Source organism: Methylomonas sp. HW2-6, from assembly GCF_052474525.1.
In genome coordinates, this window is sequence record NZ_CP184124.1 from 1,060,312 (window position 1) to 1,085,167 (window position 24,856).

Sequence of the window (24,856 nt, forward strand, 5' to 3'; positions counted from 1 at the left end):
TTGTGACAGCAAATTTTTATACCATAAAAAATTACTCGGCTTGCCGGTTTATCTGCCGCCGATCAAATTATTTTTGCAGGGAGATTTAATAATCTCCAGCAGGGTTTTTTCGAAAAGATGTTGAAGGTTGCAACCAAAGGTTGGCGGCGATTGCGGATCAGACCAGTCTGCCATTCCGGCTCCAGCGGGCGTCTTTGCCAGGCCAAGTCGTCAGCCGTTCTCCGCGGCAATCTGCCGGCGTTTTGCGACATGCGGCAAATCCGGCTTGAGGTACACTGTCGCCAACACCGTATCGGCAAAAGTCATGCTGCAGCGAGATTTACTGATTCAGGCTGTCAAAGCCATCCGCACCCAACCGATGCGCGCCGTACTGATTATTCTGGCGATGAGTATCGGCGTAGCGTCGGTCAACGTACTGACCGCGTTGGGCGACAGCGCCCGGCGTTATGTGGTGCATGAGTTCGAATCGTTGGGTACGCATCTGGTCATCGTATTGCCCGGACGCAACGAGACCACCGGCGGCCACCCGCCGCTGTTCGGCGAAACGCCGCGCGATTTGACGCTGGACGACGCCGCGGCCTTGTTCCGCAGCCGGCAAGTTGCCGCGATCGCGCCGGTCAGCATCGGTGCGGCGCCGGTGTCGGTGGCGGGATTGGAACGGGAAACCAATATCATGGGTTCGACCCATTCTTTGTTGCGGGTAAGGCACTTGACGATGGCCCAAGGCGTATTTTTGCCTGAGGCCGAAGCGGATAAGGAAATGCCGGTTTGCGTGATCGGCAAAAAAATCGCCGACGAGTTATTTGCCCGGCGTAAAGCCGTGGGGGAATGGCTGCGCATCAACGACCGTCGCTTCCGGGTCGTCGGCGTGTTGGCTAAGGAAGGCCAGTCGATCGGTACCGGATTCGACGAATTGGTGATTGTGCCGGTGGCATCGGCGCAGGCCTTATTCGATAGTCATTCGCTGTTTCGGATATTGATCGAAGCGCACACCGAAGCGGCAATGCATAAAGCGGTCGACGAGGTGCGGGCGATCATCAGATTACGCCACGAAGGAGAAGATGACGTGACCATCATCACCCAGGACAGCGTGGTCAATACCTTCGACAAAATCCTGACGGCATTGACCTTGACCGTGGCCGGGATTGCCGCAGTCAGCTTGGCGGTGGCCGGGGTGTTGGTCATGAACGTGATGCTGGTCAGCGTCAGTCAGCGCACCGCCGAAATCGGCTTGCTGAAGGCCTTGGGTGCGACCCGCGGCCAATTGTTGCGCTGGTTCCTGTGCGAGGCCGCATTACTGTCGTTGGCTGGGGCGTTGTGCGGCGTTTTGCTGGGAAGGGTCGGCCTCGCGGCACTGCAATGGTGGTTTCCGAACTTTCCGGTGGCCTTGCCGGCGTGGGCCATGTTGGCGGCACTGGCGGTAGCGCTGGTAACGGGGCTGGTGTTCGGCGTGATGCCGGCCCGCAAGGCGGCGGCCCTCGAACCGGTTGCGGCATTGAGTAGGCGCTGAGCGATGGCCTGGCAGGATTTGTTCAAACTCGCGCTCGGCAGCATCAGCAGCCACAGGCAGCGCTCGTTGCTGACGGCGTTGGGGCTGATCATCGGTATTGCCGCGGTGGTGATCTTGACCTCGATCGGCCGCGGCGTCCACGGCTTCGTCTTAGGCGAGTTCACCCAGTTCGGCACCCATTTATTGGCGGTTTATCCCGGCAAGACCACCACCTTCGGTTTATCCGGCGCCACCATCAGTACGGTGAGACCCCTGACGGCGGCCGATGCCGAAAGTTTGGGCGCGGTCGAATCCGTGTTGGCGGCGATGCCGCTGGTACAGGGTAATGCCAGGGTCGAGGCCGGCGATAAACAACGGCGCAGCAATGTGTTCGGCGTCGGTGCGGCATTGCCGCAGGTGTGGCGAATTGGCGTCGATATCGGCCGTTTTTTACCCGATGAAGGTGCCGACAACGCCAGACCGTTCGCCGTTCTCGGCAGTAAGGTGCGGCAGGAGTTGTTCGGCGGCGCCAGCCCGTTGGGGCAGCGCATCCGTATCGGCAGCGATCGGTTTCGGGTGATTGGCGTGATGCGCAGCAAGGGCCAGATGCTCGGCTTCGATCTGGACGATACGGTGTTCATTCCGAGCGCCAGAGCGATGGAGATGTTCGATCGCCAGGGGCTGATGGAAATCGACGTGCTGTATCGCGCGGACGCCAGCGTCGAGCGAGTCGAGCAGGCTGTCAGGCAGCGGATGTTGGCTCGGCACGGTGCGGAGGATTTTACGATCGTGACCCAGAACCAGATGCTGGAAAAAATGGATTCGGTGTTGAGCGTGCTGACTCTGGCGGTGGCGGCCTTGGGCGGAATCTCGTTGTTGGTCGGCTCGGTCGGGATCTTGACGATCATGACCATTGCCGTTTCGGAGCGAGTATCGGAGATCGGCTTGTTGCGGGCGATAGGTGCCGAACGCGCTGCAGTGTTGCGCTTGTTCCTTTCGGAAGCGGTGCTGCTGAGTCTGGCCGGCGGTGCGGGCGGCGTGGCCTTGGGCATAGGTGCCGTCAAACTCGTGGCCTTACTGGTGCCGGCTTTGCCGGTGCAACTGGCCTGGAACTACATCGCGCTGGCGTTTGCAGTATCGTTGGCGATCGGCGCCGCAGCCGGAGTGGCGCCGGCGATAAAAGCGGCGCGATTGAATCCGTTGGATGCCTTGCGCGCCGAATGAGGCCAAGGCCGCTAAATTCTGTTGTTACAGTTGATCCCGAAATTCCCGCACTCTGCCATCGAATTATGGCGGCTTAGCACGCAGGCTAGTATTTCTCCATTGGCGCCATGACAATTGCGCGCGGTCTAAGTGCTCCGGTTTTTAAGGTCTTTTCAAGCTTGGATCGCCGTTATGGCAACTGAGTCTACGAGAAAATCGTGGCTCGCTTGCTTTCAAAATACTTACATGGAACAGGATTAGTCATTTATGAGAACCATAACAAAAACTTCTTTGGCAATTTTCGGCGGTTTGGCAATGGCGATGAATGCCGGTGCGGCCTGGAGTTCGCCGACCCACGCTACCGCATTGATCGACTGGAGTTCGCTTACGATCAAGGCCGTGGGTTTGGGCGACGTCGCGCCGACTTACACGCTGAGCGGACTGGGCGGCAATTCCAATTCCAACACCAGCGATTGGCTGCGTTGGAGCAGCGATACCTCCACTTCGGGGAATGCGTTCGGTGCCGGTGTAGGCGGCAGTAGCCAAGGTAGCGGCTCGGCTTCGGCGCAACGCAGCGCCAATTTCACGATATCCGGCAGCGGTTTTCTGATGCTGTCGGCGAATTATTCGCTCAGCGCCGAGATCAACGGCAACAATTGCTACGATTACTACTGTTACGGTACGAACGCGGCCAGTGCCAGCGTCAGTTTCGATCTGACCAACGTGTCCGGCTCCCAAAACCACCAGTCCCGCGCCGCGCAGTCGCTAAACTTGGGCAATTATTGGCAACCGGGTTTGACTTCCGACAGCAAACAGGGTGTGTTATCGGTCGGAGTGATCGTCAATAACGGCGATGTATTGAATTTCTCCGCCGCGGTTGCCGCCTCGGCTTCGGATACCATCAGCGGGCAGACCGAATTGCCGGGGGCTGGTAGTGTGTTATTGAACAGTGGTTCCGGCTCGGCAACGACTACGTTGGTCACGTTCCCCGTGAATTTTCAATTGACTGCGGTACCTTTGCCGGCTAGCGTCTGGTTGATGGGAACCGCTCTGGCCGGGCTGCTGGGACTTGGCCGGAAACGTCAGGCCTTGCTAGCGTAACCTGGCGGCGCCGGCCCAGCCGCGTCGACGGTTGCGGCCCGGCCGGCTTCGTGGCGGCGGATTCTCGGCTATGCTTATCCCGCTACCGATCATCCGACCACGAGGCCATTATGCTGAACATCAATAATTACTATGAGCGGTTGGTCATCGACCGCTTGTGGAAACTCGCCGAGCAATCTAACGAGCCTTTCCGGCAGGCGTTTCAAGAGGATGTCGCTTGTCTGGCACTGAATAAATTGCCGCCGTGTTATGTGCGCAATACCATCGATAAAGGCATTAATGTCAGCGAAGAGCACTATTTGCAGATGGTCGCCGCAGTGGAAACCGCGGTCGAGCAAGCGATGCAACAGGTGTTGAGCCGGCCGCGCCTCGATCGGGAATCGGCCGAATGAAGTCCAGGTTGTCGGTGTTGTATTTGGGCGCTTGTCTGGCGGCTTGCAGTGGTCCGCAGTCGGAATCGACCTCGGACACCATATCGGCCAATGGCAGGTCGCAACAAAACGCCGCCGAAGCTTTGCAGCAGGCCAAACAGGCGGAAAGGCAGGTGTTCGACAGTGCCGAGCGACAGAAAAAACAGGCTGATGAGTTTTGACGAGATTCAGCCCCGCCGTGCCACACGGCGGGGCCGGGTTGGCGGGTTATTTCAGTTTAGGGCAGTCGATATAATCAGGATGCGCGGAAATAACCACGGCGACGCGGTGCTTTTGGTCCGCGGTGTTATCGGGGCCGCCCGCTTCGCCGATCGCTTTGACGATCAATTGCGTGGCTCTGGCGCCATTGCTAATCAACATTTCGCTAACGGTTTTGGCCCTTCTTTCCGATAACGCTTGGTTAGCGGCCGGTTTACCCACGGTGTCGGTAGATGCGGTAACAGTCGCTGTGGCATCGGGGTGGTCGTGTAAAAAGTGGCCGATATGGCTGATGGTGTCTTCCTTGGTTTTGAACGGCACGTGGCTACCGGTTTTGAAATAGGCCACGGTTTCATGAATGGTTTCCACGTGATGGTGGTTATGTGAATGCACCTCTGTCAGCCACGCACACATTTCTTTTTCGGACTCCAACCGATGCTGGGCTGCGGCATGAGCGGCTTCCAGTGCGGCTTGTTTCTCGTCGATATTCCAGTAGTAGCCCTTTTCCCAGTGCTCCAGAATCTCGTTGGCGGTTTCCAGGCTTTCTTCCGCCAATTCCTGGTGCAATATGGATTGGCCGTAGTGGCCGGCCATGGCCGCATCGATTTCGGCTTTCAGGGCGGAAGTGTCTTGCTTGGGCGTGCTGCAAGCGCTCAGCGTTAAGGCGATGGCCGCGGCAGGCAGATATATGTATTGTTTTTTCATGGTTGTATTCTCCTTAAACTCTTAGCGCTTAGCTTATTCGCCGTCGTCCAGAGGACCGTAATGGGTCCAGTAGCCGGGCAAATGCAGACCGAAGTAGCGGGTATCCTCGCTAAACCGCTCCCAAGGGTAAGCCGGGGAAATAAACTCGTCGCTAGGGATAGGGGCGCTAATAAATTCCACCGCGCCGATCAAGGTACGGTCAACCGTATGGGCTACGCCGCGCAGTAAACCCCAACTCATCCCCAGCAGGATGTTTTGTTCGCTGCTGATGTTGACGATATTTTTGGGTAATTCGAGGATGCCGCCGGCCATATTAAAAAAGCCCTGGCTGACTTTGCTGGTGAAACCGGACAAGTAGCTTTGATGGCCGTCGGCATTGACCGCCGGCGCCAGCAACATGCCGGTCAGGAGGCAGGTGATGACAAATTTGTTTTTTTTCATTGTAGTATCTCCCATGGTGTTGCAATGATGATTCCGGTTAGCATCTATAAGCATAGCAGTAGAATGCCGAACACATTGGCGTTCAGACACTAACCCATGCCGGGCACAATTGCAAACCTCAAGAGCGGCGGTTTGGCCGGGTTGCGGCGGCTGATCGAAGCCGTTTTTTGAAGGAGTGAGCGGTGCCGGCTCAGGCAGGGGCGGACTGGTTGCGGGTCACGGGCCGATTTCCACCCGGTTACGGCCGTTTTTTTTGGCGAGATACAAGGCGTCGTCGGCGGTGCGGATGATGTCGTCCAGCGCCATAGTGCCATCGATCCGGCGGGTACACAGGCCAATAGACAGCGTCGATGGGATCGTGAAATTCTGGTAGCGGAAGCAGTGTTGCAGCACGGTTACTCGAATGCGTTCCGCCAGCGCAACCGCGGCTTCGGCGGAAATTTCCCGCAGCAGCATAATGAATTCCTCGCCGCCGTAACGTGCTAGCAGATCTTCGCGGCGCATTTCCGCTTGCAGGATCTTCGCCAGATCGCGTAGAACCTGATCCCCGGCCAGATGGCCGTAGTTGTCGTTGGTCAGTTTGAAGTGGTCGGCGTCGCACATCATCACCGTCAACCGGCTCCGGTTGCGTTTGCAGTACGAAAACTCCTGCTGGGCCCGGGAAATAAAAGCGTTTCGGTTCAAGACCTGGGTCATCGAATCGATGTTGGCCGCTTCGTAAAGCGCCTGTTCCGACAGCGCTTCGTTCGGTAGCTTGTAATCGATTTTCAGGTAAGTGTCGCCGATGCGGATTCGATCCAGTAGTTGCACGAGATGGCGGGTAATGCGTCGGTTGTTGACGAAGGTGCCGTTGGTGGAGTTAAGGTCTTCCAGATGCACCTGTCTGCCGTCTAGCGAAAGCAGGCAATGGCGGCGCGATATTTTCGGGTCGGCGATCGCGATATCTGCGCTAAGCTCGCGGCCCAGAACGTGCCGGGTAGCCATCAGCGGGAATTGTTTGCCTTGGTCTCTGCCGGACAGCACTACCAAGTAAGGCTGCAAATCGGCGCCGTCGCGGCCGGTTTGGGTGGGGTTGCCGGTCAGCGTATTCGAAAATGCGTTTAGTGTGGGATCGGGAGGGGCGGTCATTGCCTGATTCGGCGGGGTGGCGCCGCGGCCGGTAACGTTGATTGGCGAAAATTCCATGCTTGGCCCAATCGGTTGCAGCGGGTAGCGGAGGCCGGCCAAAAACGGTTTTGCATGGTCAATATTCGTGATCTGCTGATACGGCGCCCAGTGTCGCAGATAGGCCGATTGCTCGCAAGCCGCGAGCTTTTAAATCGGCTGTTGCCGCAGGGCTGTTCCGCGGCAACAAGGCAAGGCCTTATGCAAAAGCCTTTTTGAAAAACTCCGGCATCGCCAGACTGGCTTTGTGGATATCGCTGTTGTAGTACACAGTGTCGAAACCTTTGTTGATTGCATCCTGTTCGCGGAACGCGGCGAAGGCGTTCTTGCCGGCCATGGTTGCGCTCCACCAGCCGGATGGATAGATGCATTGCGGGAAGAACACGGTCTGGTAATGGTTAAAACCGCCGGCCCGCATCTCGTCGCGCATTTCCCGCAGGATGTGCATGTGCAGCAAAGCCGATTCGCTTTGTTGGACGACGATGCCGTTTTCGGTCAAGGCTCTGAAGCAGTCCTTGTAAAAGTCGGCGCAGAACAAGCCCGCCGCCGGGCCTACCGGATCGGTACTGTCGACGATGATGATGTCCACGCTGTTAGGCGCTGCATCCTTCACCCATTTGATGCCGTCGATGAATTTCAGCTCGGCCCGTGGATCGTGGTTGGACTCGCACAATTCCGGGAAATAAATTTCGGACAAGCGGGTGACGCGTTCGTCGATGTCGATCTGCACGGCTTTTTCGACGCCTGGATGTTTCAGCACTTCGCGGAGCGTACCGCAGTCGCCGCCGCCGATGATCAGTACGTTTTTGGGGGCGGGGTGGGTAAACAATACCGGGTGACTCATCATCTCGTGGTAAAAGAAATTGTCCCGGGTCGAAACCATGGTGCAACCGTCAATCACCATCAAATTGCCGAATTGTTCGGTCTCGTAGATTTCCAGAAACTGAAACTCCGACTGCTCTTCGTGCAATTTGCGTTTGATTTTTAATGAAAAGGCGGAGCCTGACGGCTCTTGCGCTTCGCTGAACCAGGTGGCGTCGAGCATGAGTTGTCCTCAAAAAGTCATAAAAGTCGCGGCATTATACTTTAGAATCCCTGCATCTATATGACAGTACGGGGAACCTGAGTGCCGGCACAAGCATGGTCGATTGAACAGGCAAAACAGCTTTACGCGATTCAACAATGGGGCGACGGTTATTTTTCGATTAACCAACACGGCCATGTCTGCGTCAAACCGAGCAGCGACAATCCGTTGGCAATCGATTTGTTCGAAGTGGCCGAGGCCTTGCGCGGTAAAGGCTTGAATCTGCCGGTACTGGTACGCTTCACCGATATTCTGCCCGACCGCATTCGCCGGCTGCAGCAGGCTTTCGATCAGGCCAGAACTGCTCATGGCTACGCTGGACATTACACGCCGGTATATCCGATCAAGGTCAACCAACAGGGCAACGTGGTGGAGGCCATCCTGTCTGCCGACAATATCGGTCTGGAAGCCGGTAGTAAGCCGGAGTTGCTGGCGATTCTGGGTTTGGCCAAAACCAACGGCACCATCGTCTGCAACGGTTACAAGGACAGGCTTTACATCCGGATGGCGCTAATGGGCCAGCTGATGGGTTTGTCGGTGTTCATCGTCATCGAAAAGCCGTCCGAGCTGGAATTGATCCTGGAAGAAGCGGCCAAACTGCAGGTCAAACCGTTGATAGGTCTGCGGGTGCGGCTGTCGACCATCAGCGCCGGCAAATGGCAAAACAGCGGCGGCGAAAAGTCCAAATTCGGTTTGCATGCCAGTGAAGTGCTGCAGTTGGTCGAGTACTTGCGCCAGGCGCAGATGCTGGATTGCCTGCAACTGATGCATTTTCATATGGGCTCGCAGATCGCCAACATTCACGACATTAAATTGGCCTTGAAGGAAGCCGGCCAGTTTTATCTGCAATTGCGTCGGCTCGGTGCCGAAATCAGCACAGTGGACGCCGGGGGCGGCTTAGGCGTGGATTACGACGGCAGCGGCTCGCGGCGGGAATGTTCGATCAACTACAGCATGTCCGAGTACGCCGATAACATCGTCCGCGCCTTCGCCGAGGTCAGCCGACAGCACAATTTGCCGCAACCCAACATCATCACCGAGTCGGGCCGGGCCATTACCGCCCACCATGCCGTGCTGATCACTAACGTCACCGAAGTCGAGCGGTTGCAGGGAGCCGGCTTGGTTGCCAAGCATTTCGATAACGTTAGCGAGGCTTATCATAATGCTCAATTCGACATGGCCGAAGCCCGCGCCCGTTTCGTGCAAGGGGATATCGATTTAGCCGATTTGGCCGCGGCCGAGCGGCGCTACGTCGGATTATGTCAGCAGATTCAGGAGCAATTGAATCTGGATAACCACCATCATCGGGAAATTTTGCAGGAGCTCGACGAAAAACTGGCGGACAAGGTGTTTTGCAATTTCTCGCTGTTTCAGTCGATGCCGGATATCTGGGGCATCGATCAGATCTTCCCGATCATGCCGATTCACCGCTTACACGAGCAACCAATCCGGCGTGCGGTATTGCAGGATTTGACCTGCGATTCCGACGGCAGGATCGACCAGTATGTCGATCGGCAAAATATCAGCAACACCTTGGCGCTGCACGCAATCGGCGATGACGAAGATTACTTGATCGGCTTTTTCATGGTCGGCGCCTATCAGGAAATCCTGGGCGACATGCACAATCTGTTCGGCGATACTCACTCGGTCAACGTCGAACTGGCGGCCGGCGGCTACCGCTTCAGCGATTTTATGGAAGGCGAAGATGTCAGCGAGTTGCTGGATTACGTGCACATCGATGCCGAGGCGCTGAAAGCCGCTTATCGGCGTAAACTGGACGGCGCAGCGTTGACGGCAGAACAGAAAGCCGGCTTCGAACAGGAGTTGTCGGCCGGATTGAACGCTTATACCTACTTGGAAAAATAGCTTCCTTAGAGTGACACAGGACGGGCGCAGACGATGAAAACGGGATTTATCGGTTTGGGGGCAATGGGGCTGGGCATGGCCCGCAATCTGGCCAAGGCCGGTCATTTGGCTGCGGTGTATAACCGAACTGTGGAGAAAGCTGCGTCCTTGGCAGCGGAAACGGGTGCGGAGGCTTGCGGTAGCATAGAACAGCTCGCTGGCAATGCCGAGGTCATAATGATTTGCGTGTCGGCCGACCAAGACGTACTCGACGTGGTGGATGCCGTTTGCATCGGCGTCAAGCCGGGGACTGTGGTCGTCGATATGTCTACGGTCAGTGGCGAGACCGCGAGAATAGCGGCGGCAAAGCTTGCCGAAAAACAAGCGGAATTTCTGGACGCGCCGGTATCCGGTGGCGTAGAAGGCGCCAGAAACGGCACTTTGGCAATGATGGTCGGCGGCGACGCGGGAGTACTGGAGCGGGTGCGGCCGGTATTGACCGCGATGACCGCGCGGATCGAACACATGGGCGGCGTTGGTGCCGGCCAGGCTTGCAAGGCGGTTAACCAAATCATGTGCGCCGGCATCAATCAGGCCGTGACCGAAGCCTTGGCGTTCGCCGCCGCGCAGCAATTGCCGCTAGACAAGGTTGTAGACGTGATAGTGGGCGGGGCCGCCGGCAATTGGTTTTTGCAACATCGCGGCAAGACCATGACCAACAACCAATACGCGCCGGGTTTCAAGTTGGCGCTGCATCACAAGGATTTGCTCATCGCCGAACGGATGGCGGCGCAGGTTGGACTGACATGTCCGTTAACGGCAGCAACGCTGGCGGATTATGCCAAACTAATGGCAGAGGGTTACGGCGACGAGGATATCTCGGCGCTGTACCGGTTAAAACAGCAATGATCTTTCAATTAGCTTACAAGATGTAACAATGAAAATTACGGTATTTGGCAGTGGATACGTCGGTTTGGTCACGGGAGCCTGCTTGGGCGAAGTGGGTAATCAAGTGCTGTGCATGGACGTCGATCAACGGAAAATCGACCAGCTGAAACAGGGCGTTATCCCGATCTACGAGCCCGGTTTGGACGAAATGGTCAAGGATAATGTTGCCGCCGGCCGGCTAAGCTTTACCACCGACGTCAAAGAAGCCGTCGATTTCGGTTTGTTCCAATTCATCGCCGTCGGTACTCCACCGGACGAGGATGGGTCGGCCGATTTGAAATACGTGTTGGCGGTGGCGAAAAGCATTGCCGAACACATGAACGATTACAAAATCGTCGTCGACAAATCCACTGTGCCGGTCGGTACTGCCGATAAAGTGAAGCAGACCGTGGCCGACGCGCTGGCCCAGCGCGGCCAAAGCTTGGAATTCGATGTCGTGTCCAATCCGGAGTTTTTGAAGGAAGGCTCGGCGCTGGACGACTTCATGAAGCCCGACCGCATCATCATCGGCACCGACAACCCGCGTACCGCCGAGCTGCTGAAAGCGCTATACGCGCCGTTCAACCGCAGCCGCGAGCGGGTCATTACCATGGACATCCGCTCTGCGGAACTGACCAAGTACGCCGCCAACGCGATGCTGGCGACCAAAATCAGTTTCATGAACGAACTGGCCAATCTGGCCGAGCGGTTGGGTGCCGACATCGAACAGGTGCGCCACGGCATCGGTTCCGACAGCCGGATCGGTTATAGCTTTATCTATCCGGGTTGCGGCTACGGCGGTTCCTGCTTTCCGAAAGATGTCAAAGCCCTTGAGCGCACCGCCCGCGACAACGGCTATCACGCCGAGTTACTGAGTGCGGTCGAGAACGTCAACGACCGGCAGAAACACCGCTTGTTTGAAAAAATCAGCGCGCATTACCCGGATGGCGTTAAAGGCAAAACCTTTGCCTTGTGGGGCCTGGCCTTCAAGCCCAATACCGACGACATGCGCGAAGCACCTAGCCGGGTATTGCTGGAAGCGTTGATCGAGGCCGGAGCCGTGGTCCGGGCCTACGATCCGGAAGCGCTGCAAGAAGCGCAGCGGATCTATGGCGACAAGGCCGGTTTGGTTTATTGCGCGAAACAGAATGAAACCCTAAACGATGCCGACGCGCTGGTCATCGTTACCGAATGGAAACAATTCCGCAGCCCGGATTTTGATGACTTGGGGCATTTGTTAAAGGACAAGGTGATATTCGACGGGCGGAATATGTATGAGCCGAGGTTGGTTAAGCAGTTTGGGTTGCAGTATTACGCGATTGGGCGTTGATTAGTTTTTTCTTGGATTCCGTTCGCCCTGAGCTTGTCGAAGGGCTATCGAAGTTGAGGTGTGTCGCTGGCGCGACGGCTTGATTTAATGTCGGTTCTCGCACTGACGGGCGAGATACTTTTCTTTGCTTGTCCAAAGAAAAGTATCCAAAAGAAACGACACCCGGATTCCGCTTATTCCCTGCGCGCCGAAGCTTTTGAACGGGGTTGCCGAAAGGGGCTCCTGCCCCTTCGTCAACGTGCGGCATCCATGCCGCACCCCTTCGGGCTATTCCGTTCAAAAGCTTCGGTGCTCGGCGCGGCATACGGGAGAAGCCCCGTCGTGGGATTGGTGGAGTAGCTCCGAATAGCGAAGCGTATTCGGAGGAATGAGGGATTTTGATCTATTACCGATAGCGCGTATGTCGAAAGATTTAAATCCAACATGAGTCCGATTACGCTTAAGCTAATCGGACTTATCACGCTGATTCCGACGAAAGCTCCGGTGCTGGGCGCGGCATACGAGGGAAATACCATCGCGGACTTGAAAGGCTTTGGTGATTCTTTTCCTCGTTCCCACGCGCCGCGTGGGAATGCAGACAATCCGCGCCAGCGGTAACAATGACCAAGCTATTAAACGAGGTCAAATTCATGGGCCGCAGCCGTTACCGCATTCTCCAATCAGACCATCCCCATTTCATAACCTGCACCGTACTGAACTGGATACCATTATTCACGCGTCCGACTACGGTGCAAATCGTGCTGGACGCTTTGCTCTACCGCCAACAAATGCACAATTGGCGAATCTACGGCTATGTCATTCTGGAAAATCATCTGCACTTGCTGGTACAAGCTGACGATTTACCCAATCAAATAGCCCACTTCAAGTCTTATACCGCGCGGCAGTTGATCGATTATTTGCAAGCTATGAATGCCGAGCGCTTATTGAAGCAATTGAGCTGGTTTCGCAAGGCGCATAAAACTGATCGGGATTATCAATTGTGGGAAGAAGGTAGTCACCCGCAGCTGATCGACAGCCCCGATGTTTTGCAGCAGAAATTGGATTACATCCACCTGAATCCGGTTAAACGTGGTTATGTCGATTTGCCGGAGCATTGGCGGTATTCGAGTGCCCGGAATTATGCGGGGCAAGAAGGATTGTTGTCGATCTATCGGGATTGGTTTTAGCTGATGACCGCAGCGCGGTTTGTTTGCGTTCCCACGCGGCGCGTGGGAACGAGATATTATGCTTCGGGGCTGCGAGGCTTGCCAGCGTACGGTCCCCAAAGCCCGTCTGTGCGCCATACTTCGGCAAACTTGCTTTCTCGTCCGTCATCGCGACTAGTTGGATAGTACTCACCACCGATGTATTGATCTACGCTGGTTACCGAAGCCGAGTAGTCGGAATATGGCCCGGTCAGCGGATTGAAAGGGACATAGATATGTGGCTCCCTAACATACTCATCCCCAAGTTCGTCAATTTCCAGAATGGCTTCAAAAGGGATGAGTGCTTCCAACTCAAACCACGCTTGGTTCGTTTTGGGAATTTCGTTCCAGAATGAGTAGATCTCCTGTCGCAACTGCCAGTTGTCAGGGTTACCTCGCCAAGGGTCGTGGTGCGGACGAGCGTCATCAAGCACAAAGGCAGCATCCCAGGCAGTGCGGTCATCGTTAAGGTACGCGAAGTGCCGCCTGACCGTGAACAAGAGCCCGGAGTGGCTGAGCCTTTTGTAGCTTGCCATGATCCATGGCGGTTTCCGCTCAAAGTCCGGTATCAGATCGCTATACGGATAGTCGAGTGCATCTGGCGCGCGGAGCAGGACTTGTTGGTGACTGTGAGTCTCTAGCACTCGATGAGCTTTGCGCTTAATGGCCAGCCGGGCACGCAACTCAGTCTTCTGACTCCTGCGGCGGATTGCTAGTGAGACTCCGAAGTATGCAAAGAGCAGGGAATCGTTTCTGGGTTGGAACAGGAGGTCTTCGAGTTCTGCTTTGCCCCAGAGATGCCACTCCTCGATGCCAAGTTCTTCGCACCGCGCACGGAAGGTGTCGCGTGCGCGCTTGGAGAAGTCGCATGCTGCAGTGAACACGATCCCATGCAGTCTTTCGTCGGAGGCTAGCTTTGTGTCGTTCAGGTAGCCCTTCAGTTTGGCAGGAGAAATCGTCCGCTCCCTCTTGCATTGAATCAGCCATAGGCGATCGGTGCTGCCCGTGACCACCATCTGTTCGTCTGTTTCATTAGGCTCATCGTCCTGCGTAATCTCGAAGCCCCGGGCGTCAAAACCATCGTCGGAGCCAGCGCGGCCGGTTGCTTCTAGGCGGCGCCAACGCTTGAAGTCATACACTAACTGTCGCACTAGATCTTCGAAGCGCTTCGGCTCGAGGTCTTCAAAGTGTAATGGCCCCAAAGTACGAGTAACTGGCAATGCGTGCTCCTAAAGTCTGGCTGTTCCGTGTCGGCAAGCTTGAGAGATGGAATCCAAGGCCTAACAAGTAACTCAGGGCGAACGGAATAGTTGTAAGCCATTCAGCCCAAATAAAGTTAGTAAGACCGCAGCTGACTATGCTTCACCCCATACCCAAAATAAATCAAAAACCCTAGCAGCAGCCAAATCAATAACCTGATCCAGGTATCCATCGGCAAGCCCGCCATCAAGCTCAAGCACACTAAAATCCCGCCAATTGGCACATAGGGCACGGCCGGGCATTTGAAATGGCGTTCCATTTCCGGGTGGCTGTTACGCAAGATCCAGACACCGCCGCAGACCAGGACGAAGGCGAACAAGGTGCCGATGCTGACCAGTTCGCCAAGTTTCTCGATCGGCATGAAGCCGGCCAGCAAAGATACGGCGACGCCGACCAGGATGGTTGATAAATGCGGGGTTTGAAACTTGGGGTGGACTTGGGCGAACAACGGCGGCAGTAGTTGGTCTTTGGCCATCGAAAAGAAAATCCGGCTTTGGCCCATCAGCAATACCAGCATCACCGAGGTCAGGCCGGCGATGGCGGCGATTTTGATGATCGGCGACAGCCAGCCCATGCCGACGTGGTCGACCGCCAGTGCGATCGGTGCCGGGACATTGAGTTCGGTATAGGAAATGATGCCGGTCAATACGCCGGCGACCAGAATGTACAACAAGGTGCAGACCGCCAGCGAGCCGATGATGCCGATCGGTACGTCTCGTTGCGGGTTGATGGCTTCCTGGGCGGCGGTGGATACCGCATCGAAACCAATGTAAGCGAAAAAAATCACGCCGGCTCCGGTCAACACGCCGCCGAAGCCGAACGGTGTGAAATTCGACCAATTCGTGGTATCGACGTGGCCGGCGCCGGCGACGATGAAGATCACGATCACCGCCGATTTGATCAATACCATGACGAAATTGAAGATCGCGGATTGGCGGATGCCGAGCACCAATAATCCGGTCAGCAGCAGGATGATTGCGGCGGCGGGCAGGTTAACGAAGCCGGTTTCGGGATTGGCCAGATAAGCCGTGGTGAGATAGGTGGGTAGATGCACGCCTAACGCGTCGAAGAAGCTGGTCAAGTAGCCGGCCCAGCCGATCGCTACGGTGCTGCTGGCTAGCGCGTATTCCAGGATCAAGTCCCAGCCGATAATCCAGGCCATCAGTTCGCCCATCGTGGCGTAGGCGTAGCTGTAAGCGCTGCCGGACACCGGGATCATCGCCGCCAATTCGCTGTAACACATCGCTGCCAGACCGCAGGCGATACCGGCCAAAATAAACGAGACGACGATGGCCGGGCCGGCATATTTGGCGGCGGCGATGCCGGTCAGCACGAAGATGCCGGCTCCGATGACGGCGCCGATGCCGAGGATGGTCAAGTCTTTGGCGGTCAGGGTTTGTTTCAGGCCGTGCTCGACATCGGTCAATGCGTCGACCGATTTGCGTTGCAGCAGTTGCTTGGGAATTTGCATGAGCGGTCTCGGTTATTTAGTTTGGGCGGATGTGACGGAGTCGGGCAGATTCTTGGCGCCGTCGAAGCGGGTGCCTTGCAAATTCGCGCCGGTAAAAATTGCATCGTGCAATTTCGCTTCCGAGAAGTTGGCGTTGCTGAGGTCGGCTCCGCTCATATCGGCACCGTCCATTTCGGCGGAATACAGGTCGGCGTTCTGCAAATTGGCTTTCACCAATTTGGCGTGTTTCAGCATGGCTCGGCCGAGTTGAGCGTTGCGTAAATTGGCTCCGCTTAGGTTGGCACCCTTCAAGCTGGCGCGCATCAGACCCATCGATTGGTTTTTCATGTCGGCAGCCCACTGTACGTTGCTGAGATTGGCATTGCTCAGGTTGGCGCCATCCATGATCGCCACCACCCGGCTGCCGCTCATGTCGGCCTTGCTGAGGTCGGCGTGCATCAGACTGACCCCGAAAATGCTGGTATTGGCCAGATTGGCGCCGCTTAGCTGGATGCGGGTCATCACCGTCAGGTCCAGCGTCAGGCCTTGCAGATTAGATTTATTCAAATTCGAGCGCCTAAGATCCGCTCCCCACAAGTCGGCGTTGCGAAAATCCAGGTTGGATAAGTCCAGATCGGTCAGATCCTTTCGTCGCAGGTCGGCTGGGTGCTGCTTGTCGGCTTTTGCGAGCAGTTGTTCGACTTGGGCTCGATTAAGTTCGGCGGCTAGGGTTGGTATCGGGCCCATTGCAATTGGGATTGCAAAAAGCACCGCTTTGATTGGGAAGTTCATAAAGTCTCCTGGCCATTTGCAAGGGAGTTAGGCTGCTTGGGTTTGGAAAATACGATGATATTGGCGTGCTGCTCCGCAATTGAAAAACCGTGCGGAACAAGTATTTCCGCCATTTTCTGCTGCCAATCGATACTAACAGGCGCTCTGGCGATATCGTTGCTAGGTAGCGCTATAAAATAAAATGGTCTAACCGTTGTAACCGAGTTAGACATTTCTATAACATCCATTAAGCTCTTATCCAAATTTCTGGCGTTAAAGTCCAGGGTTCTGACCGGACGGCCGGTCACTCGGCGTAAAGCACCGCCGACATTCGATATTAATAAGGCATCTCCCGGAAGAGCGGATACGGTGTTCTGGATAATAGGATCTCGGCTAATTTTAAAGATAATTTCGTTCGATAGTATTTTATATTTTCCGGTAACTGGCTGCGCCGCGGCAACAATGTCTGTAGACTGGTTGAGGCTGTTCAGAATGTCTTCGGTTTTTTCGATGTCGGATTTAATAAAATATAAGTGGCCGGCAATAATGATGGTGCCAATAGCGACACCGACGGCTTTGTAATATGGGCCTTGATTTTTGACCCGAAACGCAACTAAAAACAGGGGGAAAAATATCCAGCTAAAAGGATATACGTGGCGGATCAGATCTCCCGGGTCCAGGCCGTGGTAAGTATGGGCAATGACTAGCATTCCGCTCGAAGATGTGAGCAATAGCAGCGCGAATAAAATAAAGAACTTTTCGGTTAAATTGTAGCTATGCCGGTGTTTCCAACAAAAGTAAGCGAATAGAGTTGCCAGCGGAAGCCCGATTGAAATTAAGCGCAAAAAATCCCACGACAACATCGATATGTCCCGCGAGCCACTCAGGTCAAGTAGGATAGCTTCAATTAAAACGCGTAACGAAATCAGCGGCGTTGAAAAGTAACCTTGATTGACTTTGTAGGGTAGTGCTTCGCCAAATAGACTAATATTCCTCCAGAGTAAGGCTATTACGATAGGGGTCAAGCCCAATAGAAAAAATCCGAAAATTTTGGCAATCTTTTTCGGGCTTTCCTGTCTTAATGCTCCTAGTACTAGTAGTGCCGAAAAAAAAGATAAAAAATACGCCAAGCCAACGTTTCTGATGGCATAGGCAATGCCGGCGATAAATCCGGACAAAACAAATAATTTTAAACTTTTATGCTTATCTTCATATTGTAGGCTTCTAGTTGTTACGCCCAGGGAAATCAAGATCAGCAAGCTATAAACCGGCTCAGTAAATGGGCCTGGGCTGAATAAATAAAAGCTGGGGGCGCTTGCGATTATTGCTGCGGATAGAATCGAAAACGTCAGACCGATTAGCGGCCGTAGGAGAAAGACAAGGGCAGAGGGCGTTAATATCCAGCAAATCCGAGAAATCCACAGGTCGGCGTCGGTGGGTGGTAGACCGAATTGTGTAACCAGATAAATTAGTATTCCGTAGCCTGGCGGTTGATATATGGTTGGTTCGTAATCCACGGTGTAGTTGTTCGCCGCCCAAGGCGTTCTGGTTAAGCCGTGGCCCTTGATGAAATTTTGAGCTTCTTCGTAGTAGCTGTCGTTACTCGGGTAGAATCTTATCGAATCGATAAATGCTGTCAGATTCAATACGATAATTGTGCTTAATAGCAGCAACGGCAGGTATATGTAGAAAAAGTCCCGTAGATTGGGGCGAATATGCAAACTAGCCGTCAGACCGTTTTTCATGGTTTTTCCTGTGACTCTCAAGGTAATCGTATTGTATATCAATAATTTTAGGCTGGTAAGGCGGCGCCGGGAGGTGCTGCCGGAAACTGGCGATGTTAGTGAAATTGCCTATACTTGACCATTGATCGGTGTGTTGTTTCGGCTCTGGCGGGAATACGAAGCGGCAGTTTTTATTTTATAAGGGTCGAAAATACATTTGCGGCTATGCTGTTAAAATAGTCGCTATAAAATATAACAAATATTGAATGGTGGCATCATGTTATCGATAATTGTTCCGGCATATAACGAGCAGGAAGTGCTAGATCAGTTTTATGCTCGTGTGACGGTTGTGTTACAAACCGCCGCTCCGGACTACGAGTTGATTTTTGTCAATGACGGTAGCCGAGATGGCACTCTGCAGTTATTAGAGAGATTGTCGGAATCGGATCCGCGAGTTGTTGTTATCGATTTGAGCCGAAACTTCGGCAAAGAAATTGCTGTTTCGGCCGGGATTGACTTCTCGCGGGGCGATGCAGTGATTATTATCGATGCAGATTTACAGGATCCGCCTGAGTTAATCCCGGAGTTGTTGAAGCAATGGAATAGTGGCTTCGATAATGTTTATGCACGGAGAATTAGCCGAGACGGCGAGTCGGTAATCAAGAAAACGACTTCGTATCTGTTTTACCGGTTTATTCGAAGAATGACTAATATCGATATTCCTGCCGATACCGGAGATTTTCGGTTATTGAGCCGGCGCGCGGTCGATTCGTTGAAACAATTGCCTGAGCGGAATCGTTTCATGAAAGGCTTGTACGCTTGGATCGGTTATTCCTCTGTTGCGGTAGAGTATCGGCGTGATCCGCGCTATGCCGGCGAAACAAAATGGAATTATTGGAAGCTATGGAATTTCGCGTTGGAAGGGATTACTTCGTTTACAGAGGTTCCGCTTAAGGTAGCTAGTTATGTTGGCGTAGCTGTAGCATTTGCGGCATTTTGTTACGGAGTTTATATTATTATAAATACTATTTTGTATGGTAATCCGGTTGCAGGCTATCCGTCATTAATTGTGACGATTTTATTTCTCGGCGGAGTGCAATTAATATTTATCGGGGTATTGGGGGAGTATCTGGCGAGAGCCTTTTCTGAGTCCAAGCGTAGGCCCTTATACTTTGTTAACAAAGTTATCAGGAAATGAGGCTGTGGACGTTAAAGAAGAGTCAATATTAGGCGATGCTGTTTATACGCATTGGTATTACTTGTCCAAACTGAAAGCCATTCAAGGATTATTGGCGGATATTGTTTTTAAAAGAATTCTTGATGTTGGTGCAGGATCCGGAATTTTTTCGAAATTGTTGTTGATCGACGCTGGGTCGGCTGCGCGTTGCGTCGATACTGCATATGTCGATGATGAAAGGCGCGAGCTTTATCAGGGTAAGGATATCGTTTTTGTTAAGACAATCAATTCTGTCGATGAGGATGTCGTATTAATGATTGACGTTATTGAACACGTTGAGAACGATCGAGAGTTTTTAAAATATTATGTTGATAGAATGCCTGTGGGTGGGCATGTTTTAATTTCTGTGCCGGCGTTTAATTTGCTATGGTCGGGCCATGACGTTTTCTTGGAGCATAAGCGACGCTATTCTTTAGGGGAATTAGAATCGCTTGTAAAGAATGCAGGGCTACATGTAGTAAAAGGTCGGTATTTTTTTGGGTTGCTATTTCCTATTGTAGCCGCAATTCGAATATTTAGTAGATGGCGAGGCAGGACGAATAAAAATCAGGCGAAAAGCGATTTGACTAAGGCAAGTAATATTGTCAATAGTTTATTGATAATGATTCATCAGGTGGAAGCCAAGACTTTATTTTTGATCAATAGAGGTGCAGGGTTGTCTGCTTTTTGTTTGGCAAAGAAAGTGAGTTAGGAAAAAGCCCATTTTTTGTTGATAATGAAAGTCGTCACCGGAACTACTGTTACCATAAATAATATGGCGTAATGATAAGGTAATAACAACCGCTCGACGATAACCAGCACTCCCGCAGTATTTAGGCCCAATCCAATCAATGCGACGATCAAAAACTTGGTCATCTTTTTGGACCAATGCGTATCGCTGCTATTTCGAAAGGTCCAGTGGTATTGGCCTAAAAAGGATATTAAAAAGGCGACGGCAAAGGCGATAAAGTTAGCTTCTAGGGCTTGGGCTAACTGCGTTTCAATAACAAAGGCAAATATACCCGCATGCGTTGCTGTTGCTAAACCGCCGACGATGGCAAATTTTAAAATTTGCCATCGGGTTTGGCTTGATGGATTTCCGGATTTGGTTGGGACTGCAATATAACGCGGTTTCCCTTTGACTCGGTGATGTTTTTTTTGCTTTTTGGTTTTACGCATAGCTAACAGTTAACCGGGGTCTTTTTTCTATACCTGATCGACAGGTGGCTGATTGATATGTCGAAAATGTTTGCACCTATCTCAACAGACAGAAAGGTAAAATATTGTAACTGCGGTGTTGGTGCAAACTGATTGCCGTATTGTCGCAGATAAGTTTGAGCCAATTATGAATAAACCCAAAATATTCGGTTTTAAACCTGCAGCGGATTTTAATAAAAATCAGATTAGTTTATGCCTAAGCAACATTGCCAAGCAACGGGAATTGTTGGCAATCGTTCGAGCCGGATTACCGGATGATCTGTCGAAACACGTTTTGCATTGCGTTGCCTCGGATTCGGCGATTCTGCTCTACAGCGACTCCGCGAATTGGGCATCGCAAATTCGTTTTTTTGCGCGGAACATTCTGGAAAAGTTGCATGACGCCGGCGAGATGGGCTTGGTCAAACTGCAGGTTCGAATCGTGACCGCGGCTGTCGGCGCATCTGCGGCGCCCCGCAAGCCAAGGTTGCCTTCGGCGGAGGCCATCGAAGTACTTTGCCGGAGTGTTGACAGCGCTACCGGCGATGACGCGTTGGCAGTAGCGTTGAAGCGTTTGGGCGATACTTTGCGGCGGAGGACGCAGGAAGGCTAGTTGATGGAGGCGCTGCCCGGACGAACTAGAACCAGGCAGCGTCAAGATTGAGTCGGCGCGTTATCAGCCCGTGGCCCGTGCGGAAGACTGAGCCGAATGCAAGAAGGAAATCGGCGCGTCCTCGGCGTTTTCGAAGGTGACCTTTTCCCAGGCGTCGGTTTCGTTCAGTAGCGTCAATAACAATTTATTATTTAGCGCGTGGCCGGATTTGAAGCCCTGATATTCGCCGATCAGGCTGTGGCCCAGCAGATACAGGTCGCCGATCGCATCGAGAATCTTGTGTTTGACGAATTCGTCGGCGTAACGCAGACCGTCTTCGTTCAGCACCTTGTCGTCGTCGACCACGATGGCGTTATCCAGGCTGCCGCCCAGCGCCAGATTATTTTCCCGCAAAAACTCGATGTCTTTCATAAAGCCGAAGGTGCGGGCTCGGGCCACTTCCTTGACGAAAGTCGTCGTCGAGAAATCCATCACCGCGGTTTTCAAATGCTCGGAAAAAGCCGGATGTTCGAAATCGATCGTGAAAGTGACTTTAAAGCCTTCGAACGGCAGAAAAGCCGCCCATTTGTCGCCATCCTCGACCCGGACTTCGCGTTTGATCCGGATATATTGCTTGGGCGCGTCTTGTTCGACGACGCCGGCCGACTGCAGTAAAAATACAAAAGGCCCGGCGCTGCCGTCCATGATCGGTACTTCGGCGGCGCTGACATCGACGATCGCATTATCGATGCCCAGTCCGGCCAGAGCCGACAGTAAATGCTCTACCGTGGAAACCTTGACGCCGTCGCGTACCAACGTGGTGGATAGTTTGGTCTCGCCGACATTTTCGGGACGCGCGGAAATCATGACCGGCGCTTCCAAATCGACGCGGCGGAAGCGGATGCCGGTGTCCGGCTCGGACGGGTGCAGAGTCAGATAGACTTTGTCGCCGGTATGCAAGCCGACGCCGGTGGCTCTGATCGTGTTCTTCAAAGTACGCTGTTTAATCATGAAATGCCGACAATATGTAAAACAAGGCGGGGGAGTCTATCACAGATTGGGCGATAGCTCCCCCCGAACTTGGTGGGCCGCCTGAAGCGCTAAGCGGCGGACTTGCTTAGTCCGCTTGGCGACGCAAGAAGGCCGGTACGTCCAAGTAGTCCAGATCGACATCGTTTCTCGGTTGGGCGCCGAAACGCGACTCCCGGGTCGATTCCTGCTTTTGCTGGCGGATTACGGTTGGTTTTTCCAGTTGGCCGTAATCGACTTCGCCGGCCGCGACCTTTTTCACCAGACTGATCGGAGCGGCGTGTTTGGCTTTATCGCCCATGCCGGTCGCAACCACGGTGACTTTGATTTCGTTACCCAAGGTCGGATTAACCGCCATGCCGATTTTCATGTCGGCGTCTTCGGAAGCGAACGCGTGCATGATGCTGCCGATTTCGTCGAACTCGTTCAGGCCCAGGTCGCCGTTGGAGGTGACGTTAACCAGGATGCCGCGCGCGCCTTGCAGATTGTTGTCGTCCAGCAGCGGGCAGGCAATGGCTTTTTCCGCCGCCAAACGGGCCCGGTTTTCGCCGCTGGCGACGCCGGTACCCATGATCGCGCTACCCATGTTGGACATCACGGTACGGACGTCGGCAAAGTCGACGTTCATCAGGCCCGGATGGGTAATCAGCTCGGTGATGCCCTGAACCGCATCGCGCAATACGTCGTTGGCAGCGCGGAAGGCTTCGACCAGTGATTTGTTGTTGCCCAGAGTCGGCAGCAGTTTTTGGTTAGGAATGATGATCAAGGAATCGACCAGTTTTTCCAGTTCGCGCAAGCCGGCGTCGGCCACGCCTTTTTTCTTGGAACCTTCGAAGTCGAAAGGTTTGGATACCACGGCAACGGTCAGTACGCCCAACTCTTTGGCGACTTCGGCGAACACCGCAATCGCGCCGGTACCGGTACCGCCACCCATGCCGGCGGTCAGGAATACCATGTCGGCGCCAGAGATGACTTCGCGGATGCGGTCGCGGTTTTCTTCGGCCGCGGCCCTACCGATTTCCGGCCGGGTGCCGGCGCCCAAGCCTTTGGTCAGCTCTACACCCAGTTGGACGATGGATTCGACGTTCATTTCCCGCAGGGCCTGGGCATCGGTGTTGGCGCAGATAAACTGGACGCCGTCGATACCGTCGGCTGCCATGTGGTTGACCGCATTGCCGCCGCCGCCGCCGACGCCGATCACTTTAATCACAGCACTGCCGCTGCTATCCAATAATTCATATTTCATATTCACGCCCTCCAGACAAAAGATTAAAAATTACCTTGAAACCAGCTTTTTATTTTCGATAACAGATCGGCGCCGTCATCGTTTATGCCTAACGCCCGGCCGTGATGATCCTTGCCGTAAAGCAACAGACCGACCGCGGTCGAATAAATCGGGTTTTCCGCCACATCGGTCAATCCCGACACGTGCAGCGGTACGCCCATCCGAACCGGCATGTGGAAAATTTCCTCCGCCAATTCGACCAATCCCTTCACTTGGGAGCTGCCGCCGGTGATTACCATGCCGGCGGCGATCAGATCTTCATATCCACTTCTTCTCAATTCTGCTTGCACCAACAGCATCAACTCCTCGTAACGCGGCTCGACGATCTCGGCCAGGTTTTGCGCCGAGATTTTGCGCGGCTCGCGGTCGCCGATGCTCGGCACGTTGATGGTTTGTTGCGGATCGGCCAATTGGGTCAAGGCGCAGGCATACTGGCGCTTGATGTCCTCGGCGTTTTTGGTCGGCGTCCGTAACGCGACCGCGATATCGTTGGTGACCTGATCGCCGGCAATCGGAATCACCGCTGTGTGCTTGATCGCGCCTTCCGAAAAGATCGCCAGATCGGTGGTGCCGCCACCGATGTCGATCAGGCACACGCCCAGATCCTTCTCGTCGTCGGTCAATACCGCCGAACACGAAGCCAATTGCTCCAGCACGATGTCGTCGACGTCCAGACCGCATTTGCGGATGCATTTGACGATGTTTTGTTCGGCGCTGACGCTGCTGGTGACCATGTGTACCTTGGCTTCCAGGCGAATGCCGGACATGCCTATCGGTTCCTTGATGCCTTCCTGCTGGTCGATCACAAACTCCTGCGGCAGGATGTGCAGGATTTTCTGATCGGCCGGAATTGCCACCGCCCGCGCCGAATCGATCACCCGGTCGATGTCGTGCTGGGTGACTTCCTTTTCCTTGATCGCGACGATGCCGTGCGAATTCAGGCTTTTGATATGGCTGCCGGCGATGCCGGCGAAAACCGATTTGATCTGGCAACCGGCCATCAATTCGGCTTCCTCGACCGCGCGCTGGATCGAATGCACGGTCGATTCCAGATTGACCACGATGCCTTTTTTCAAGCCCTTGGACGGCGCGGTGCCGATACCGATCACTTCGATTTCGTCGCCGCCGCGGTATTCGCCGACGATGGCCGCGACCTTCGACGTGCCTATGTCCAATCCCACTAAAATATTTCGATCTGTCTTTTTGGCCATTGTTGTGTGCTCAGTAAGC

24 protein-coding genes are annotated in these 24,856 nt (G+C 54.0%); 12 read left to right on the forward strand and 12 right to left on the reverse strand.

Going from position 1 to position 24,856, the window contains the following annotated elements; translation table 11 throughout:
* Window positions 1–304 precede the first annotated feature (304 nt).
* The 5 genes from ACH518_RS05890 to ACH518_RS05910 all read left to right on the forward strand — a co-directional run bounded on the left by ACH518_RS05890 (window position 305) and on the right by ACH518_RS05910 (window position 4,385).
* Window positions 305–1,510: an ABC transporter permease gene (locus ACH518_RS05890; protein ID WP_140914105.1), complete on the forward strand. Its 1,206-nt coding sequence runs from the start codon at window positions 305–307 to the stop codon at window positions 1,508–1,510.
* 3 nt (window positions 1,511–1,513) lie between these two features.
* Window positions 1,514–2,713 carry an ABC transporter permease gene (locus ACH518_RS05895; RefSeq protein ID WP_445372224.1) on the forward strand — a complete coding sequence of 400 codons (1,200 nt, stop codon included), beginning with the start codon at window positions 1,514–1,516 and terminating at the stop codon, window positions 2,711–2,713.
* 246 nt (window positions 2,714–2,959) lie between these two features.
* Window positions 2,960–3,793, forward strand: a complete 834-nt coding sequence (locus tag ACH518_RS05900; protein WP_445372225.1) for a VPLPA-CTERM sorting domain-containing protein — start codon at window positions 2,960–2,962, stop codon at window positions 3,791–3,793.
* A gap of 110 nt (window positions 3,794–3,903) precedes the next feature.
* Window positions 3,904–4,185: a late competence development ComFB family protein gene (locus ACH518_RS05905; protein WP_278209806.1), complete on the forward strand. Its 282-nt coding sequence runs from the start codon at window positions 3,904–3,906 to the stop codon at window positions 4,183–4,185.
* The gene (locus ACH518_RS05910) at window positions 4,182–4,385 is read left to right on the forward strand and encodes a hypothetical protein (protein WP_445372226.1); all 204 of its coding nucleotides are present in this window, start codon (window positions 4,182–4,184) and stop codon (window positions 4,383–4,385) included. The genes ACH518_RS05905 and ACH518_RS05910 overlap by 4 nt, the downstream gene beginning before the upstream one ends.
* Before the next feature lie 46 nt (window positions 4,386–4,431).
* Here the strand turns inward: ACH518_RS05910 and ACH518_RS05915 are convergent, their stop codons facing one another.
* The 4 genes from ACH518_RS05915 to speE form a co-directional block, all read right to left on the reverse strand.
* Window positions 4,432–5,127, reverse strand: a complete 696-nt coding sequence (locus ACH518_RS05915; protein WP_445372227.1) for an OmpA family protein — start codon at window positions 5,125–5,127, stop codon at window positions 4,432–4,434.
* A 33-nt stretch (window positions 5,128–5,160) separates the two neighbouring features.
* Entirely contained in the window at window positions 5,161–5,568 is a 408-nt protein-coding gene (locus ACH518_RS05920) for an exosortase system-associated protein, TIGR04073 family (protein ID WP_140914099.1), read from the reverse strand.
* 216 nt (window positions 5,569–5,784) lie between these two features.
* Window positions 5,785–6,753, reverse strand: coding sequence for a GGDEF domain-containing protein (locus ACH518_RS05925; RefSeq protein ID WP_445372228.1), 969 nt, complete (start codon window positions 6,751–6,753; stop codon window positions 5,785–5,787).
* Window positions 6,754–6,931: 178 nt separating this feature from the next.
* Window positions 6,932–7,777: a polyamine aminopropyltransferase gene (speE, locus tag ACH518_RS05930; RefSeq protein WP_445372229.1), complete on the reverse strand. Its 846-nt coding sequence runs from the start codon at window positions 7,775–7,777 to the stop codon at window positions 6,932–6,934.
* Between the two features lie 81 nt (window positions 7,778–7,858).
* On the opposite strand from speE, the gene speA reads away from it, so the two are divergent.
* From speA to ACH518_RS05950, 4 genes are all read left to right on the forward strand, one after another.
* The gene (speA, locus tag ACH518_RS05935) at window positions 7,859–9,682 is read left to right on the forward strand and encodes a biosynthetic arginine decarboxylase (protein WP_445372230.1); all 1,824 of its coding nucleotides are present in this window, start codon (window positions 7,859–7,861) and stop codon (window positions 9,680–9,682) included.
* 33 nt (window positions 9,683–9,715) lie between these two features.
* Entirely contained in the window at window positions 9,716–10,570 is an 855-nt protein-coding gene (locus ACH518_RS05940) for an NAD(P)-dependent oxidoreductase (protein ID WP_445372231.1), read from the forward strand.
* Window positions 10,571–10,598: 28 nt separating this feature from the next.
* The gene (locus ACH518_RS05945) at window positions 10,599–11,918 is read left to right on the forward strand and encodes a UDP-glucose dehydrogenase family protein (RefSeq protein WP_445372232.1); all 1,320 of its coding nucleotides are present in this window, start codon (window positions 10,599–10,601) and stop codon (window positions 11,916–11,918) included.
* 629 nt (window positions 11,919–12,547) lie between these two features.
* The gene (locus tag ACH518_RS05950) at window positions 12,548–13,084 is read left to right on the forward strand and encodes an REP-associated tyrosine transposase (RefSeq protein ID WP_445372972.1); all 537 of its coding nucleotides are present in this window, start codon (window positions 12,548–12,550) and stop codon (window positions 13,082–13,084) included.
* Between the two features lie 56 nt (window positions 13,085–13,140).
* On the opposite strand, the gene ACH518_RS05955 is transcribed toward ACH518_RS05950, so the two are convergent.
* From ACH518_RS05955 to ACH518_RS05970, 4 genes are all read right to left on the reverse strand, one after another.
* Window positions 13,141–14,322, reverse strand: coding sequence for a hypothetical protein (locus tag ACH518_RS05955; protein ID WP_445372233.1), 1,182 nt, complete (start codon window positions 14,320–14,322; stop codon window positions 13,141–13,143).
* A 116-nt stretch (window positions 14,323–14,438) separates the two neighbouring features.
* Window positions 14,439–15,833 carry an amino acid permease gene (locus tag ACH518_RS05960; protein WP_445372234.1) on the reverse strand — a complete coding sequence of 465 codons (1,395 nt, stop codon included), beginning with the start codon at window positions 15,831–15,833 and terminating at the stop codon, window positions 14,439–14,441.
* A gap of 12 nt (window positions 15,834–15,845) precedes the next feature.
* Window positions 15,846–16,604: a pentapeptide repeat-containing protein gene (locus ACH518_RS05965; RefSeq protein ID WP_140914092.1), complete on the reverse strand. Its 759-nt coding sequence runs from the start codon at window positions 16,602–16,604 to the stop codon at window positions 15,846–15,848.
* On the reverse strand, window positions 16,601–18,328 hold the full coding sequence (locus ACH518_RS05970; RefSeq protein ID WP_445372235.1) for a hypothetical protein: 1,728 nt from the start codon (window positions 18,326–18,328) through the stop codon (window positions 16,601–16,603). The genes ACH518_RS05965 and ACH518_RS05970 overlap by 4 nt, the downstream gene beginning before the upstream one ends.
* 256 nt (window positions 18,329–18,584) lie before the next feature.
* Between ACH518_RS05970 and ACH518_RS05975 the strand changes: the two genes are divergently transcribed.
* Both ACH518_RS05975 and ACH518_RS05980 read left to right on the forward strand, forming a co-directional pair.
* A complete protein-coding gene (locus tag ACH518_RS05975) occupies window positions 18,585–19,505 on the forward strand; it encodes a glycosyltransferase family 2 protein (RefSeq protein ID WP_445372236.1) in 921 nt (306 codons plus the stop codon).
* A gap of 4 nt (window positions 19,506–19,509) precedes the next feature.
* Window positions 19,510–20,235 (forward strand): class I SAM-dependent methyltransferase, encoded by a 726-nt coding sequence (locus ACH518_RS05980; protein ID WP_445372237.1) that lies wholly within the window; start codon window positions 19,510–19,512, stop codon window positions 20,233–20,235.
* On the opposite strand, the gene ACH518_RS05985 is transcribed toward ACH518_RS05980, so the two are convergent.
* Window positions 20,232–20,702, reverse strand: coding sequence for a GtrA family protein (locus ACH518_RS05985; RefSeq protein WP_140914088.1), 471 nt, complete (start codon window positions 20,700–20,702; stop codon window positions 20,232–20,234). The genes ACH518_RS05980 and ACH518_RS05985 overlap by 4 nt on opposite strands.
* Before the next feature lie 166 nt (window positions 20,703–20,868).
* Here ACH518_RS05985 and ACH518_RS05990 point away from each other — a divergent pair, with 166 nt between their 5' ends.
* A complete protein-coding gene (locus ACH518_RS05990; RefSeq protein WP_445372238.1) occupies window positions 20,869–21,333 on the forward strand; it encodes a hypothetical protein in 465 nt (154 codons plus the stop codon).
* A gap of 63 nt (window positions 21,334–21,396) precedes the next feature.
* Here ACH518_RS05990 and lpxC read toward each other — a convergent pair whose 3' ends face one another.
* The 3 genes from lpxC to ftsA form a co-directional block, all read right to left on the reverse strand.
* Complete coding sequence (gene lpxC / locus ACH518_RS05995; RefSeq protein ID WP_140914086.1) at window positions 21,397–22,323, reverse strand: UDP-3-O-acyl-N-acetylglucosamine deacetylase; 927 nt, start codon at window positions 22,321–22,323, stop codon at window positions 21,397–21,399.
* Window positions 22,324–22,429: 106 nt separating this feature from the next.
* Window positions 22,430–23,587, reverse strand: coding sequence for a cell division protein FtsZ (gene ftsZ, locus ACH518_RS06000; protein ID WP_140914085.1), 1,158 nt, complete (start codon window positions 23,585–23,587; stop codon window positions 22,430–22,432).
* A 23-nt stretch (window positions 23,588–23,610) separates the two neighbouring features.
* Complete coding sequence (ftsA, locus tag ACH518_RS06005) at window positions 23,611–24,837, reverse strand: cell division protein FtsA (RefSeq protein WP_054758926.1); 1,227 nt, start codon at window positions 24,835–24,837, stop codon at window positions 23,611–23,613.
* Window positions 24,838–24,856: the final 19 nt, after the last annotated feature.

Coding starts and splice junctions, on each gene's coding strand:
- ACH518_RS05890 (WP_140914105.1), top strand. CDS start 305: ATGCTGCAGCGAGATTTACTGATTCAGGCTGTCAAAGCCATCCGCACC.
- ACH518_RS05895 (WP_445372224.1), top strand. CDS start 1,514: ATGGCCTGGCAGGATTTGTTCAAACTCGCGCTCGGCAGCATCAGCAGC.
- ACH518_RS05900 (WP_445372225.1), top strand. CDS start 2,960: ATGAGAACCATAACAAAAACTTCTTTGGCAATTTTCGGCGGTTTGGCA.
- ACH518_RS05905 (WP_278209806.1), top strand. CDS start 3,904: ATGCTGAACATCAATAATTACTATGAGCGGTTGGTCATCGACCGCTTG.
- ACH518_RS05910 (WP_445372226.1), top strand. CDS start 4,182: ATGAAGTCCAGGTTGTCGGTGTTGTATTTGGGCGCTTGTCTGGCGGCT.
- ACH518_RS05915 (WP_445372227.1), bottom strand. CDS start 5,127: ATGAAAAAACAATACATATATCTGCCTGCCGCGGCCATCGCCTTAACG.
- ACH518_RS05920 (WP_140914099.1), bottom strand. CDS start 5,568: ATGAAAAAAAACAAATTTGTCATCACCTGCCTCCTGACCGGCATGTTG.
- ACH518_RS05925 (WP_445372228.1), bottom strand. CDS start 6,753: ATGGAATTTTCGCCAATCAACGTTACCGGCCGCGGCGCCACCCCGCCG.
- speE (WP_445372229.1), bottom strand. CDS start 7,777: ATGCTCGACGCCACCTGGTTCAGCGAAGCGCAAGAGCCGTCAGGCTCC.
- ACH518_RS05940 (WP_445372231.1), top strand. CDS start 9,716: ATGAAAACGGGATTTATCGGTTTGGGGGCAATGGGGCTGGGCATGGCC.
- ACH518_RS05945 (WP_445372232.1), top strand. CDS start 10,599: ATGAAAATTACGGTATTTGGCAGTGGATACGTCGGTTTGGTCACGGGA.
- ACH518_RS05950 (WP_445372972.1), top strand. CDS start 12,548: ATGGGCCGCAGCCGTTACCGCATTCTCCAATCAGACCATCCCCATTTC.
- ACH518_RS05960 (WP_445372234.1), bottom strand. CDS start 15,833: ATGCAAATTCCCAAGCAACTGCTGCAACGCAAATCGGTCGACGCATTG.
- ACH518_RS05965 (WP_140914092.1), bottom strand. CDS start 16,604: ATGAACTTCCCAATCAAAGCGGTGCTTTTTGCAATCCCAATTGCAATG.
- ACH518_RS05970 (WP_445372235.1), bottom strand. CDS start 18,328: ATGAAAAACGGTCTGACGGCTAGTTTGCATATTCGCCCCAATCTACGG.
- ACH518_RS05975 (WP_445372236.1), top strand. CDS start 18,585: ATGTTATCGATAATTGTTCCGGCATATAACGAGCAGGAAGTGCTAGAT.
- ACH518_RS05985 (WP_140914088.1), bottom strand. CDS start 20,702: ATGCGTAAAACCAAAAAGCAAAAAAAACATCACCGAGTCAAAGGGAAA.
- ACH518_RS05990 (WP_445372238.1), top strand. CDS start 20,869: ATGAATAAACCCAAAATATTCGGTTTTAAACCTGCAGCGGATTTTAAT.
- lpxC (WP_140914086.1), bottom strand. CDS start 22,323: ATGATTAAACAGCGTACTTTGAAGAACACGATCAGAGCCACCGGCGTC.
- ftsZ (WP_140914085.1), bottom strand. CDS start 23,587: ATGAAATATGAATTATTGGATAGCAGCGGCAGTGCTGTGATTAAAGTG.
- ftsA (WP_054758926.1), bottom strand. CDS start 24,837: ATGGCCAAAAAGACAGATCGAAATATTTTAGTGGGATTGGACATAGGC.